A 14,300-nucleotide genomic window follows, 5' to 3' on the forward strand; every position below is an offset into this window, starting at 1 on the left:
TCAAGGACCGGTTTCGTGGGCCAGTTGGGCATGCTCCAGCAGCCATTGGCGAAAGCGGCGCACGGCGGTGGGCGGATTGCGGTGGTGCGGTTGCATCAGGTTCAGGCGCCCGCGGCTGGGCATGCGCTGCGGTAGCGCGCGTTGCAGGCGTCCGGCGGCGAGTTCGTCCTGCAACAGGCTTTCCCAGCCCAGGGCCACGCCCTGGCCCATCACCGCCGACTGCATCAGCAACTGGTAGCTGTTGGTGCGCAGGGCGTGTTGCGGGGAGTGATAGGTCGCGCCCACGGCGCTGAACCAGTCGGACCAGGTCAGCCAGTCGTGATAGTGGTCCTCGACGATCAGCAGCCGGTGCTCCTGCAGCAGGTGTTGCGGGTCGCGAATCGGCCCCTTGCGGCTCAGGTAGTCCGGGCTGCAGACGCAGATCACCTGCTCCCCGGCAAAGACCGGGGTCAGCTCCAGGCCCAGGGGCGCCGGCAACTCGTCCAGGTGATAGAACAGTCCCAGGTCGTACTCGCTGACATCCAGGTGCAAGGGGCTTTCACTGCAGAGGATGCGGATGTCCAGCTCCGGATACAGGCTCTGGAACGCCGGCAGCAGGCGCGCCAGCCAGATCGAGCTGATGGTCGGGGTGCTGGCCAGGGTCAGTTGGCGCTCGGCGCCGCGGCGGCGCAGTTCCGCGGACTCGCGGTCCAGCTCGCGCAGCAGGCGCTGGATGGTGCGAAAGTAGCGCTCGCCCGCCGGGGTCAGGCTGATGCCCAGGTTGTGGCGGTGGAACAGCGGCCGGGCGAGGTTTTCCTCCAGCCGCTTGATCTGGCGGCTGACCGCGCTCTGGGTCAGGTTCAGTTCCTGGGCGGCCCGGGTAAAGCTCAAATGACGGGCCACGGCCTCGAAAGGCTGCAGGCAGTTGAGAGGGGGCAGATCGACGTTTCGATGCGACATGCGGGTACCAGTCTGCAGGGGGCGGGCGCTGTGTCCAGCGTCCCGCCGTGTCTCGGAGATTGGGCATCCTGCCACGCTTTACAGCGTGGATCGGGCGATCCGTTTGTGCCACTGGCGTTGATGGATCTGCCGGCCATCGAGTCGCGCAACCTGGGTGGCGCGCAGGTAGAACCATTGCGCGTCGGCGTGCAGGCCCAGGGTGCTGTCCACCTCCACCGACCAGGTGCCGCGGCCGGCCCGGTAGTGCCATTGGATGTCGGCCCGGGTCGACAGCGGGTCCCAGGGCAGGGTGCGGTATTGCTCGGTGCAGCGCTGGTCGACCCACAGGCCGTGATCGAGCAAGCGCATGGCGCCCAGATCGTCATCGATACGCACGCAGACTTCGCCGCTGGCCACGTCTTCGCTGAGGGTGCGCTTGGGGGCGGCGGCGCGGATGATTTCCAGGTTGGCCGGCGGGGCGCTTTGCGGGGCTTCGAACGAACACGCCACGGGTTTGCCGATGAACACCGGCAATTGCACGCTCTGCAGCTCGGGCAGCAGGGTCAGGGTGGTCAGCTCCCGGGCTGGCCACAGCAAGGGGAAACTGGCGGTGCTCAACGCCAGGCGCAGGCGATAGCCGGCCGGCAGGCGATAACCGACATGGTCGAGGTTGAAGCGCACCTGCAGGGGCGCGCCGGGCTCGGGTGGGCTGGCCACGGCGAAGTCGTCGCGCAGCGACAGGTTCAGGGTGCCGTAGGAGATCTGCGCCACCTGACCGTCCGGGGCCACGGCATTGAGCCGGGCGACGATCTGCCCGCAAGGCCGGTCCGAGGTCAGGCGCAGATCCAGGCGCACATCACCCAGCAAGGCCAGGGGCTCGCTCAAGGGCTGGCTGTCGAAGCACAGCGAGTGGGCGTCGTCCCGGCGCTGGTCGGTGGGGCCGTCCGGGCCGAACCAGATGGCGCAGTACTCGCCCTGATGCAGGCCGGTGGTCAGGGGCGAGCAGATGCTGCGTCTTTCGCTCAGCGCTTGCTCTCCTGCGCTGAGCCCGCTGACGCTGAGGCTGAAGCTCTGCCACTGGATCTGTGGATCGGGCCAGCCGGCAGTTCGGACCCAGACGCCCGGGCGTTCGGCGTAGCTGGCCTTGGGCGGCACGGCGTCCTGCAGGTAGAAGGTGCAGGCGGGCTCGTCCATCACCCCGTTGTCGATGCCCTTGAGCCAGTGGTCCCACCAGCGCTTGGCCTCCTGGAGAAAACCAATGGCCGGGTTGGGCACGGCAAAGTGCGGGTACTTGTGGATCCAGGGCCCGAGCAGGGCTTTCTTCGGGCCATTCAGGTGCTGCATCAGGCGCGGCACGCTGTTCTTGTAGGCATCGCCCCAGCCGCCGATGCAGTACACCGCGGCCTTGATCGCCGCGTAGTCCTCGCACACCGAGCCCTGGCGCCAGTAGTCGTCACGGGTCTGATGCTGCAGCCAGGTTTCCGCCAGCAGCGGCATGGCGTCCAGGCGTTGCTGCCATTGCGCCTGCCAGTCCGGTACCAGCAGCGGATCGGGTACGGCTGCGCTGAAGTTGAGCATGGTGGCGGCCCAGCCCTGGTTCTCCATCAACAGGTTGCCGCCCTTGTAATGAATGTCGTCGGCGTAGCGGTCGTCGGTGGAGCACAGGGTAATGATGGCTTTCAGCGCTGGGGGTTGATGGGCGGCCACCTGCAGGCCGTTGAAGCCGCCCCAGGAGATGCCCATCATTCCCAGGTTGCCGTCGCACCAGGGTTGGGCGCAGAGCCAGTCGAGCACTTCCAGGGCGTCCTGTTGTTCCTGCGGCAGGTACTCGTCGGCCATCAAGCCTTGGGATTCGCCGTTGCCACGCATGTCCACGCGCACGCAGGCGTAACCCTGGCCCGCCATCCAGGGGTGGGTCAGGGCATCGCGCACGGCGGTGCCGTCGCGCTTGCGGTAGGGCAGGTATTCGAGGATCGCCGGGTAACGCCGGGTGCCGGCATCGGCCGGCAGCCAGATACGCGCGGCCAGTTGGGTGCCGTCACGCAGAGGGATCAGGCAGTGCTCGATCTCGCGGATCGGATGGGGAAAGTCGCGGATGACGTCCATGGGCTACTCCAGTCGAAAAAGGGGCCGGCACCGGGCCGAGCGCGGTGGATCACAGCAGGCTGAAGGGGTATTCGGTGACCAGGCGGATGTGGTCGACATCGCCGTTCGAGGTTCCGTGGATGCGGTAGGTGCCCTGGCGCAGGCTCAGGGACAGGTCCCTGGCGATGCCGCTCTGCACCCGGTAGCTCAGGTCGATGTCCCGCTCCCATTGGCGCTCCTTGTCGGCGTAGTAGCGGTAGGGGCTGTCCCGGGGGATCCGCCGGCCGTCGACATGGCTGCCGCGGATGTAGCGGGTGCCCAAGGACAGGCCGGGCAGGCCCAGGTGCTCCAGGTCGAGTCGGTAGCCCAGGCTCCAGGAGCGCTCGCCGGGGCCGTTGAAGTCGGCGATCAGCGAGGCGTTGGCCAGGTAGATCGAGCCGTGGAAGCCGCCGCCACTCAGGGCCAGGTAGTCGAAGGGCTGCTGGCCATGGATGCGTTGGTGGGCCAGGGTCACGGTGTGCGGACCCTCCTTCAGGGCCAGCGCCGCCGACCAGGCCGTTACCGCGATGTCTCCGGCCAGGGCCTTGCCATCGTCCAGGGAGCGATAGAGCCGCAAGTCCAGGTTCAGGCTGCGCCGATCCTCGGCGTCCAGGGGCTGGTCGAGGTTGAGGTTGAGGTAATGCTGGCGCCACAGATCCTGGTAGCGCGAGCTGTAGAGCCCCAGTTCGACCTGGGGATGCAACTGGTAGGTGCCGCCCAGATAGCTGGCGTCGCCGCCCTCGACCCTGGCGTAACCGGCGTGGAAACCGCCCCGATGACCGGTCTGGTTGAAGTCCCGGGAGGCGGTGAAGTGTCCGCCCTCCAGCAACAGGCCTTCCACCTCGCGGCTGCTGAAAGCCAGGCCGGTGGCGGTCGCCGGCATCAGCCGGTTGTCGGCCAGGGCCAGCACCGGGGTCTGTGGCCGCAGGTCGCCGTACTTGAGCTCGGTATTGGACAGGCGCATTTTCAGCGCGGCCCCGGCGGTGGCCGATTCCCGGCGGCTGCTACCGTCGCTGTCGCTGACCAGCATCATGGTGCGCGCCCGGCCGCCGCCGCTGTCGAGTCGGGTGGCGAAATAGGCATGGGCATCCAGGCCCCAGCCCAGGGTGCCTTGGGTGTAGCCGGAGGCGTAGTCCAGCTGCAGGCCCTGGCCCCATTCGCGGGCATCCAGGTCCAACTGACGATGGTCGTTGTTGCGGTAGTTGTTGCGCACCAGGCCGTTGATTCGGCTGTCTTCGACAAAGCCCCGGGATTGCGCCTGACTGGCGTGGGCCAGCGCCGGGCAGAGCAGCGTCAGGCCCAGGCCACCCAGGATCAGGAGACGGACGTTCATGGGGTAGGCCCTCGTGGCGAGTGGCTTTCCCCGAGCTCGTCCGCCGGCAGCGGCGGCGTCAGCAAGGATGGGTTTTTCATCCAGATGATCAGTGCGCTGCTGGAGAGCAGGACGATCAGCATGCCCGGCAGCCCGCCCAGGTTGGAGAGCATCTTGACCCCGTCGATGCCGACGTAGGCCACCATCACCCAGGACACGCAGCCGATGATCGCGCCCCAGATCACCTTGAGCAGCGGGCTGCCGTCCAGATCGGAATCGGCAGTGACCCCGCGACTGCATAGATTGCCGATGACGTCGGTGCTGGAGTCGGCAGCGGTGACGAAGGAAATGAAGGCAATGAACAGCAGGAAGGCAATGATCAGTCCGCTCGCCGGCAACTGCTGGAACACCTGGTACAGCACGTGCTCCACCCCTTGCTCGTTGAGCACGCGGTTGAGTACCCCATCACCCTGGGCGTCGAAGTACAGGCTGCTGCCGGAGAAGATGCAGATCCACAGGGCGGTGAACAGCGCTGGGTAGAGCATGGAGATGTGGATGAACTCGCGCACGGTGTAACCACGGCCGATCTTGCCGAGGAACATGGCGCTCACCGGGGCCCAGGCGAACCACACCGACCAGTAGAACACCGTCCAGCTCTGGGGCCAGTTATCGCCACTGGCCGCGCCGGTGAACAGGCTGCGGCCGAAGAAGGTCTGCAGGTAGGTGCCGAAGGACTCGATGCCGAGGCTGAAGATGTACAGGGTCGGCCCGCAGACCAGAACGAACAGCCCCAGGGCCAGCATGATCCAGGTATTGAAGGTGGAGAACTTGACGATGCCCTTCTGCAAGCCGCTGGCGGCGGAGAACACGAAGGTGGCGACGATCACCGCGATGATCAGTCCCAGGCGCAGCGGTGTGGTTTCTCCGCCGATGTACTGGCTCAGGCCACCGGACAGGGTCAGGGCGCCGGTGCCCAGGGAAGAGGCCATGCCCGCCACCAGGGCGAACATCGCCAGGGTGTCGATCAGCCCGGCATGGCGCTTGACCCATGCCTGGCCGAGCAGGGGCTGCAGCATGGCGCCGATGGAGAAGTGGCCGCGCAGGTTGTAGAAAACCAGGGCGAACACCAGTGAGGGCACCAGATAGATGGCGTAGGGCGTCAGGGTCCAGTGCAGGAACATGCTGGACATGGCGAAGTGCTTGGCTTCGCTGCTGCCGGCTTCGATGTTCAGGCTCGGGGGCGGGCCATACAGGTGATAGAGCGGCTCGGCGGTGGTCCAGAACAGCACGCCGACCGCCAGGGTGGTGCACAGGGCCACCATGAACCAGCGCGGCTTGCTCAGCAGGGGCTTGGCGTCTTCGCCACCGATGCGCACCCGCCCCAGGGGCGAAAAGTAGACGATGGCAGTCAGTACCAGGAGGAAGAAGCTGCCGGCACTGAACAGCCAGGAAAAGTTGTCGAGGATGATCCGGTTGAGCTGCCTGCTCACCGCCAGGAAACCCTGCAGATCAAGGTGACTGGCAATCACCGCTGCCAACAGAATCAGGAAGGTGGGCCAGAAGACCCAGGCTCTTAACGGATACTTCATCAGTGAGGCACTCCCGTTGCTTATCTTTTTTATGGCCAGGCGAGGCCGCAGTTGCAGGGCGCCGCCGTGCAGCGCTGCGACGGTCCTAGATAAGCGTTGAGCGGTGCGCGGTGGCAATCGACTAATGGGTATGGGGTCATTCCTTGAGGGAATGGGCGATGGCACCCGGCTGCCAGGGGCGATGGCCGGGTCGATGGGCGCAACAGGCATTCCAGAGCGCTTGCCGCAGGGGCCAGCGGCAAGCCGTCGGTGGTTGATGGCCGGACGCCTGCGGGTGCTGAAGAGGCGGACGCTCCGGGGCAGATTCGTACTTGAACTAAGGGCGGGGCTTGGTGGCCTGTGAGGCGGGCAAATAATGGCTTAAAGCCACCTTTCTGCAGGGGTGTGATGTCGCCGTAATGGCACTTGCGGGGCGGAATTCGGCGGGGTGTCGATTGCCCTGCAAAATCCCTTTTCGCCAATTGTGTAACAGGCACCAAATCGCTAATCTGCGGCCTTTCCAACGCCCGTTGTCGCCGGGCGCTCCCATTGTGAATATTTGCAGCCGCGCCGAGGATCTGGCGCCAGGGTTTCCCCATGCATGGCAGGACGCATTACATGCGCGTTTTCTCCTCCCTTCTGCTGACCTTGCTGCTGGCCGGCACGGCCCTCGCCGAGCCTTCCGCCGAGCTGCAGGAACCCCTGGCCGGCTGGCGCTATTCCGGCTTGCTGGACCGTACCGAGCAGGACCGGGTGGCCTACCCGACGCCACCTATCGACCGCGGCGTCCAGCGCAATCGCACCCTGATCGAGGGCCAGCTCAAGGCCATCGGCCATTTGCGCCAGCCCCACAGTCTGTCGGTCAACGGCAATCCGCTGAATCTGTACACCGACGAACAGGGCCGCTTCGCCCGCCCTTATGCGTTTGGCGCCGGCTCCAACAGCGTCGAAGTGCGCAGCTCAGAGGGCAAGTCCCTCAAGCGCGTGCAGTTCTACGAGGCCAACCCGAACAAGACCCCGCCGCGGATCCGCGTGGTGCTGGGCTGGGACGATCCCAAGGCCGAGCTGGACATGCACATCATCACCCCCGACGGCCAGCACGCCTTCTTCGGCCATCCCGGCCTGACCAATGGCGGCGGCCTGGACCCGGACGGCGTCGACGGCCCGGGCCCGGAGATGTTCACCATGACCGCGCCGCTGCGGGGCACCTATCTGATCTACGTCAACTACTGGGGCAACTTCGGCAGTGGCGGGTACAACTTCGACGAAGGCAGCAATCAGAACGAGGTGATCACCTCGCAGATCAACCTGATCCTTAACGAAAACACCGTCGATGAGAAACGCGAGACCTTTATCGTGCCCATGCGGGCCATCGGCGACCTGTTGCTGGTCAAGTCTTTCAACTATTGAACATCCCGCACCACGGATGAATTGGGCTTTGTGAATCATGAGCGAAAACACCGCATCCCCGGTGGCCGGCGTGCCCGGCCCTGAACAATCCGGCAGCAAACGGCGCTGGCCGGCTCTGGTCGCGGGCCTGTGCCTGGTGGCGGCCGCCATCGCGGGCGTGGGCTGCAAGCCCAAGACCCCGCAGGCCGATCTGGCCGGCGACAAGCTGGGCCTGAGTCGTCCTGACGGGCTGCTGGAAACCCATTCCCTGACGCAACTGCCCAAGGACCTGCTGGCGGTGCCTTTCCTCAAGGAAACCCTGACCGAGGACTTCGTCTTCTACTACCAGGCCCATGCCGACCGCCTGGGGCTGATCGGCAGTCTGCGGCGGATCATCTACGAGCATGACCTGAAACTGCAGGACAACCTGATCGAACAACTGTTCGACCAGCCGGCGGACGTGGCGTTGTGGCGCGGTGCCGACGGGCGCCTCAAGGACTTCCTGCTGGTGATGGACCGCGGCGGCCTGGCCAAGCTGCTGGAGCCTCTGGCCAAGGTCGCCCTGGACGACACGCAACTGAGCAAGCTGGCCGAGCTCAAGGTCGGTGGCGATGCGGTGACGCTGTACCAACTGAACTACAACGCCGGCAAATCCCTGGCGTTCGCCTCCCACGGCGACAAGCTGGTGGTGTTGTCCAACCCGAGCAAACTGTACGACCTGAGCCAAGGTGCCGACGATCAACACGGCGCCGTCTCCACGGCGTCCCTGGAGGCGCTGCTCAACGGTGACAAGCTGTTCCCCGAGGCGTTCGGCCTGGAGGCGCGCAAGCCCGAGGTGCAGCAGCGGTTGGCGGTCAACGCCGGTGTCCTGGCCATGGGTTACCAGCGGTTCATCCCCAACTTCGCCGGTCTGCGTTTCGACATGGACGACAAGGGCTGGCACAGCTATCTGGCCCTGCAGGAGCAGGACAACCAGCCGGACTTCGACTTCAAGCCGATCTGGCAGGCCATGCCCATGGGCGCCAGTGCCTGCGTGGCGCTGCCTCTGGCGGCGGAGCAGCAGAAGCCCTTGCTGGTCAAGCTCGGTGCCGAAGAAGCGATGGCCACGACCCTGACCGAGCACATGGCCGGCACCGCCGGGCTGTGCTGGTACGCCGATTCCCGGCTGTACACGCCGCTGTTGGTGGCCAGCCTCAAGGACAAGGACAACACCCGGCTCGATGGAGAACTGGGCAAGCTGTTCGGCTCCATGGTCGGGGCCCGGGAAAGCAAGGTGCCGGAGCGCCTGTTCCCGGTGGTCGAGCAACACAATGGCGAGGTGCACCAGTGGCAGCGCCAGGTCAGCTCCAACTTCGGCCAGTACTCGGCCAAGGAGGCCAAGGACCCGCAAGCCATCACCGGCCGCGCCTTCATGCAGGTCAGCCTGGCCCGCCACGGTTCGACCCTGGTGTTCTCCCTGGACGACAAGCTGGTGACCAAGGCCCTGGGCACCCTGGACAAGCGCTTCCCGCCCCTGGCCGACGTGGTGCCCAAGGATGCGCTGATGCCGGTGTACCTGGGCCCGCAGTCCCTGGCGCAGCTGATCCAGCAGGAAACCTTCGACAGCCTGCCCCAGGACATGGAGCCGGTGTTCAACAACGCCGCGCAAACCTACCTGGTGCCCAAGCTGCGCACCCTCGGCGGTTATGGCAAGTACGCCCTGACCCTGCCTGAAGGCAGTGAGCCCAACGGCCACTGGCAATGGCTGCCCCTGCAATGGCGCGCGCTGTGAGTGCATGGCGCAAGAGTCTGTCCAGCCTCGGCCTGTTGGCCCTGTTGCTGAGCAATGCCGTGGGCGCGACCCAGGTGCCGCCGCTGGACGTGCAGCAGTCCCAGGTGTTCCGTGCCTGGTTCGTGCGCATTGCCCAGGAGCAACTGAGCCAGGGGCCCAGTCCGCGCTGGTATCAGCAGGACTGCGCCGGGCTGGTGCGCTTTGCCGCCAACGAAGCGCTCAAGGTCCACGACAGCAAGTGGCTGCGGGCCAACGGCTTGTCCAATCGCTACCTGCCGCCGGAGCTGCAATTGAGCGAAGGCCAGCGTGGCCTGGCCCAGCAGTGGCAGCAGGGCGGCGGCCAGACCGGGCCCTACGTCAATGCAATCAAGCTGATCCAGTTCAACAGCCACCTGGTCAGCCGTGACCTGGGTCAGGCGCGCCCCGGCGACCTGCTGTTCTTCGACCAGGGCGACGACCAGCACCTGATGATCTGGATGGGCCGCAACATCGCCTATCACACCGGCACCACCACCCCCACCGACAACGGCATGCGCTCGGCCAGCGTGCAGCAACTGATGACATGGAAGGACACCCGATGGATACCCGACCCCGCCAACCCCAACTTCATCGGCATCTATCGACTGAACTTCCTCACCCAATGAGCGAATCGCGTATGTGGCGTTTTCTGTTTCGACTGACTGTTGTTCTGACCCTCGCGGCCCCCGCGAGCCTGGTCAATGCCGAAGACTCGGTGCCGTCCAGCGATTACGCGGCGGTCTCCGGCGAGAGTTTCTTCCTGCTGGCCGACAGCAGCTTTGCCAGCGACGAGCAGGCCATGGTGCGCCTTGAGGCCCCGGGTCGGGATTACCGGCGCTTTCGCATGGAGCCCTACGGCGGCGCCGACATCCGGGTGTACCGGATCAACCAGCCGCTGGACTTTCTCAAGCGCCAGAAGAACCTGCACCGGGTAGTCAGTGACGGTCAGTTCAAGGGCGAGGGCCTGTCCAACACCCTGGCCTACCTGTGGGACAACTGGTATCGCAAATCCCGTCGGGTGATGCAGCGGGCGTTCTCCTACGAGTCGCGCAAGCAGGTGACCGAGGAGGTGCCGGAACTGAAGGTCGGCAACTCCCTGCTGGCGCCCACCCCCTATGACGCCCAGCCGCAATTCGCCCTGATCCCCGGGCTGCCGCTGGTGACCCAGTTCCGTTATCCGCTGTGGCAGGCCAAGCCGATCCAGCCGCCGGCCGGGGTTGACCTGTCCGGCTCCTCCAGCCAGTTCATCAACGTCGCGCCGGGCAACGTCTATATCCCGCTGGGGCAACTCAAGCCGGGCCTGTACCTGGTGGAAGCCTTGGTGGGCAAGTACCGCGCCACCACCATGGTCTTTGTTTCCAATACCGTGGCGGTGAGCAAGATCGCCGGTGATGAACTGCTGGTCTGGGCCGCGGGCAAGCATGAAGGCAACTCGGTGTCCAAGGTCAACGTGCTGTGGACCGACGGCCTGGGCGTGATGAACAGCGGCGCCACCGACGAACAGGGCCTGGTGCGCCTGAAACACGTCAGCCCCGAGCGCTCCTACGTGATCGGCGAGGACCAGGAAGGCGGGGTATTCGTCTCCGAGAACTTCTATTACGACAGCGAAATCTACGACACCAAGCTCTATGCCTTTACCGACCGGCCGCTGTATCGCCCGGGGGACTGGGTATCGCTGAAAATCGTCGGCCGCGAATTCAAGAATGCCCGGGATTCGGTGCAGCCGGGGGCCGGCACGGTGAATGTCAGCGTGCTGGATGCCGCCGGCACCGCGCTGCAGAACCTGACCCTGAACCTGGATGCCAAATCCGGTACCCAAGGCCGCTTCCAACTGCCGGAAAATGCCGTGGCCGGTGGTTATGAGCTGCGTTTTGCCTACAAGGACCAGGTCTACAGCAGTGCCTTTCGCGTGGCCGAATACATCAAGCCGCATTTCGAGATTTCCCTGAGCCTGGCCAAGCCGGATTTCAAGACCGGCGAGCCGGTGAAGGGCAATCTGGTGCTGCTCTATCCGGACGGCAAGCCGGTGGCCAATGCGCGCCTGCAGCTGAGCCTGCGGGCCCAGCAACTGTCGATGGTGGACAACGAGTTGCAGTACATGGGCCAGTTCCCGGTGGAACTGACCAGCGCCGAGCTGACTTCTGACTCCAAGGGCAGTGCCACCCTCGATCTGCCCGCGGCCAGCAAGCCGAGCCGCTACATGCTCACCGTGTTCGCCAGTGACGGCGCGGCCTACCGGGTCAAGACCACCAAGGAAATCCTCATCGAGCGCGGCGCTGCAAGCTTCAGCCTGAGTGCGCCACAGCGCTTCAGCGCCGCCGGCGACAAGGTGCAGTTCAGCTACGTCAACCAGAACACCGGCGAGCAGAGCCAGAAGGTTTCCCCCAGCCGCTACAGTTGGGTGCGCCTGGAAGACCAGTCCACCGGCGAGGGCAAGCTGGGCGAGGCCGACAAGGGCTTTGCCCTGGCCTTCGAGCGTCCCGGCACCTACAACCTGACCCTGAAGGACGAACATGATCGGGTCCTGGGCGGCACCAGCCACTCGGTCACCGGCGAAGGGGTGAAAGCGGTGCCGGGCACCGTGGAAATCGTTCTCGACAAGCCCGAGTACCAGGCCGGTGACGAAGCCCTGGCGCTGATCACCTTCCCCGAGCCGATCAACGATGCGCTGCTGTCGCTGGAGCGCGACAAGGTCGAGGCCACGGCGCTGCTGTCCAAGGGCGGTGACTGGCTGAAGGTGGAAAAACTCAGCCCCACCCAATACCGCGTGCGGGTCCCGGTGAAGGACAGTTTCGCGCCGAACCTGACCTTCTCCGTGCTCTACACCAAGGGCGGGGAATACAGCTTCCAGAATGCCGGGATCAAGGTGCTGACGCCGCAGATCGATGTGGCCATCCACACCGACAAGGACAAGTACCAGCCGGGTGACCTGGTCACCGTGGACCTGTCCACCCAGTTCGCCGGCAAGCCGGTGCCGGCGCACCTGACAGTCAGCGTGGTGGACGAAATGGTCTACGCCCTGCAACCGGAAGTGGCGCCAAGCATCGACCAGTTCTTCTATCACCCACGGCGCAACAATGTGCGCACCAGCGCCAGCCTGTCGTTCATCAGCTACGACGTGGCCCTGCCGGGCAGCCCCACCGCACCAGGCAAGGCCAACCGCAGCGAACGCGGGGTCAAGGTGCTGGAGCGACCACGGCGCGAAGACGTTGACACCGCTGCCTGGCAGCCGGAGCTGGTGACCGATGGCAGCGGCAAGGCGCGTTTCACCTTCCGCATGCCCGACTCCCTGACCCGCTGGCGCATCACTGCCCGGGCCATCGCCGATGACGGCCAGGTGGGGCAGAAGAAGCAGTTCGTGCGCTCGGAAAAAGCCCTGTACCTGAAGTGGAGCGGCCCGACCCGCTTCCGCAGTGGCGACAAGCCGGAGCTGGGGGTGTTTGTCTTCAGCCAGTCCGAGCAGACGGCCAAGGCCGAGCTGGTGGTTCGTTATGCCGGGGAGTCCCAGCGTCTGCCGCTGACCCTCAACAGCGGTATCAACTACGTGGCCCTGCCGGCCATTGCCCCGGGCAACGGCGAGTGGAGCGCCGAGCTGGTGCAAGGCGGCAAGACCGTGGATGCCCTGGCCGTGCGCCTGCTCAGCAGTGCCGCCGGTTGGCAGACGGTGCAGACCCAGAGCCTGGACGTGGCCGGCACCAGCACGCCGTTGGGCCTGCCGGCCGATGCCGCGCAGATCCGCCTGCGCCTGGACGACAGCCCGCAAGCGCTGTTCCGTTCGGCCCTGGACGACCTGCTGGAATACCCTTATGGCGGCGTCGAACAGACCGCCAGCCAACTGCTGCCGTTGAGCGTTGCCTACCCGGCGCTGGCCAGCAACCCGCAGATTCGCGATCGCTTGCGCCTGATCATGCAGAACAGTCGCCTGCGCCTGGTGCACATGGCCGGGCCGGAAGCGGCGTTCACCTGGTGGGGTGAAGACGCCGATGCCGATGCCTTCCTCACTGCTTACGCCTATTACGCCGATTGGCATGCCAGCAAGGTCATGGACCTGAACCTGCCGCCGGAGCACTGGCAGCGGGTGCTGGAGGTCTACGCCAAGCAGGCCGGCAATACGCCGTTGCTGCAACGGGCGCTGATCCTGTCCTTCGCCCGTGAGATGAACCTGCCGATCGCGACGCTGGTCAGGGGCCTGATGGATGATCTGGCCAAGGTCGGTAGCGGTCCGGCTGACAGCGTGGACGCTGGCAGCAGCGACAGCCTGGTGATGGCGGATGCGGATTCGGCCCTCGGTCTGGCCGCTGCCCGGGTGTTGACCGCGGCCCTGGCGCGGGACGCCAAGGTCACCCCGCCACCGGCCTTCGTGGCGCAGTTGGACGCGGCCCAGCAACAGCTCGACCTCAGTTCGCAGCCGTTCGCTCAGGCCCTCAACCTGTCCTTGAAGCCTTTCGATCAAGCGACGGCGCGCGCCCTGCTGCAACGCCTGCTGCCATCGCAACCGACCCTGGACCGGGCCCTGGCCCTGACCTGGCTGCAGCGCAGCGTGGCTCAGGCCGCACCGGCCGTGGCCCTGAACCCGGGGCAGGGCTGGCAACAGCAGCAAGGCGCCAGCGGCGAACGCTACTGGCTGTGGCAGGGGCCGCAGGTGCCTGCGGTGCTGACCCTGGACCCGTTGCCGGAGCGGCCGTTGCGTGCGTCGCTCAGCTACCAGAGCCAACTGGAGGCGGGTACGCCCTTGCCGGTGAACATCACCCGTCGTCTGTTGCGCCTGGTGCCGGGCGACGAGGCGTTCACCTTCAAGCTGGAACCGGTGGGCAACAAGCCGATCGCCAGTGACGGCCTGTACCTGGACGAAGTGATCATCGCCAACGAGAGCAAGCGGCCGCTGCTGTACGGCATGCTGGAAGTGCCGCTGCCGCCGGGTGCCGATGTCGAGCGCACCACCTGGGGGATCAAGCTGGCCGGTCCTGCGGGCACGGAAGCGGCGTCCCTGGAGAAGGCCCGCTTCGAACCCGGGCAGATGAGCTACGCGGTGCCGCTGGATGCCTTGAACGACAGCAGCGAAGTGCGTCTGCGGCACTTGATCCGCTTCTCCCAGAAGGGCCAGTTCAACCTGCCTGCGGCACGTTTCTATCAGGTCTACGCGCCGGAGCATCAGGCTCGGGAGCGCACGCCGGCACTGGGTCAGGTCACGGTCAAATAA

Annotated in this window: 8 protein-coding genes; 4 read left to right on the plus strand and 4 right to left on the minus strand. The window is 65.7% G+C overall.

The genetic code is table 11. From position 1 onward, the window contains the following. The 4 genes from ACMGG8_RS07555 to ACMGG8_RS07570 all read right to left on the minus strand — a co-directional run bounded on the left by ACMGG8_RS07555 (position 1) and on the right by ACMGG8_RS07570 (position 5,943). Entirely contained in the window at positions 1 to 939 is a 939-nt protein-coding gene (locus ACMGG8_RS07555) for a LysR substrate-binding domain-containing protein (protein WP_060844752.1), read from the minus strand. A gap of 78 nt (positions 940 to 1,017) precedes the next feature. After that, positions 1,018 to 3,024, minus strand: a complete 2,007-nt coding sequence (locus ACMGG8_RS07560) for a CocE/NonD family hydrolase (protein WP_414159385.1) — start codon at positions 3,022 to 3,024, stop codon at positions 1,018 to 1,020. 49 nt (positions 3,025 to 3,073) lie between these two features. Continuing rightward, complete coding sequence (locus tag ACMGG8_RS07565) at positions 3,074 to 4,375, minus strand: OprD family outer membrane porin (protein ID WP_060841291.1); 1,302 nt, start codon at positions 4,373 to 4,375, stop codon at positions 3,074 to 3,076. Continuing rightward, positions 4,372 to 5,943: a BCCT family transporter gene (locus ACMGG8_RS07570; protein WP_414159386.1), complete on the minus strand. Its 1,572-nt coding sequence runs from the start codon at positions 5,941 to 5,943 to the stop codon at positions 4,372 to 4,374. Before ACMGG8_RS07570 ends, ACMGG8_RS07565 begins: the two co-directional genes overlap by 4 nt. A 597-nt stretch (positions 5,944 to 6,540) precedes the next feature. On the opposite strand from ACMGG8_RS07570, the gene ACMGG8_RS07575 reads away from it, so the two are divergent. From ACMGG8_RS07575 to ACMGG8_RS07590, 4 genes are read left to right on the plus strand one after another with little or no spacing between them, the layout of a single operon-like run. Then, a complete protein-coding gene (locus ACMGG8_RS07575) occupies positions 6,541 to 7,332 on the plus strand; it encodes a YfaP family protein (RefSeq protein WP_060844747.1) in 792 nt (263 codons plus the stop codon). A 37-nt stretch (positions 7,333 to 7,369) separates the two neighbouring features. Continuing rightward, complete coding sequence (locus ACMGG8_RS07580; protein WP_414159387.1) at positions 7,370 to 9,082, plus strand: DUF2138 domain-containing protein; 1,713 nt, start codon at positions 7,370 to 7,372, stop codon at positions 9,080 to 9,082. Next, the gene (locus tag ACMGG8_RS07585; RefSeq protein ID WP_060841286.1) at positions 9,067 to 9,726 is read left to right on the plus strand and encodes a DUF1175 domain-containing protein; all 660 of its coding nucleotides are present in this window, start codon (positions 9,067 to 9,069) and stop codon (positions 9,724 to 9,726) included. The genes ACMGG8_RS07580 and ACMGG8_RS07585 overlap by 16 nt, the downstream gene beginning before the upstream one ends. Then, a complete protein-coding gene (locus tag ACMGG8_RS07590; protein WP_281063661.1) occupies positions 9,723 to 14,300 on the plus strand; it encodes an alpha-2-macroglobulin family protein in 4,578 nt (1,525 codons plus the stop codon). The genes ACMGG8_RS07585 and ACMGG8_RS07590 overlap by 4 nt, the downstream gene beginning before the upstream one ends.

The sequence above is a fragment of the Pseudomonas sp. BNK-45 genome (assembly GCF_047456255.1).
GTDB lineage: Bacteria > Pseudomonadota > Gammaproteobacteria > Pseudomonadales > Pseudomonadaceae > Aquipseudomonas.

Coding starts and splice junctions, on each gene's coding strand:
- ACMGG8_RS07555 (WP_060844752.1), bottom strand. CDS start 939: ATGTCGCATCGAAACGTCGATCTGCCCCCTCTCAACTGCCTGCAGCCT.
- ACMGG8_RS07560 (WP_414159385.1), bottom strand. CDS start 3,024: ATGGACGTCATCCGCGACTTTCCCCATCCGATCCGCGAGATCGAGCAC.
- ACMGG8_RS07565 (WP_060841291.1), bottom strand. CDS start 4,375: ATGAACGTCCGTCTCCTGATCCTGGGTGGCCTGGGCCTGACGCTGCTC.
- ACMGG8_RS07570 (WP_414159386.1), bottom strand. CDS start 5,943: ATGAAGTATCCGTTAAGAGCCTGGGTCTTCTGGCCCACCTTCCTGATT.
- ACMGG8_RS07575 (WP_060844747.1), top strand. CDS start 6,541: ATGCGCGTTTTCTCCTCCCTTCTGCTGACCTTGCTGCTGGCCGGCACG.
- ACMGG8_RS07580 (WP_414159387.1), top strand. CDS start 7,370: ATGAGCGAAAACACCGCATCCCCGGTGGCCGGCGTGCCCGGCCCTGAA.
- ACMGG8_RS07585 (WP_060841286.1), top strand. CDS start 9,067: ATGGCGCGCGCTGTGAGTGCATGGCGCAAGAGTCTGTCCAGCCTCGGC.
- ACMGG8_RS07590 (WP_281063661.1), top strand. CDS start 9,723: ATGAGCGAATCGCGTATGTGGCGTTTTCTGTTTCGACTGACTGTTGTT.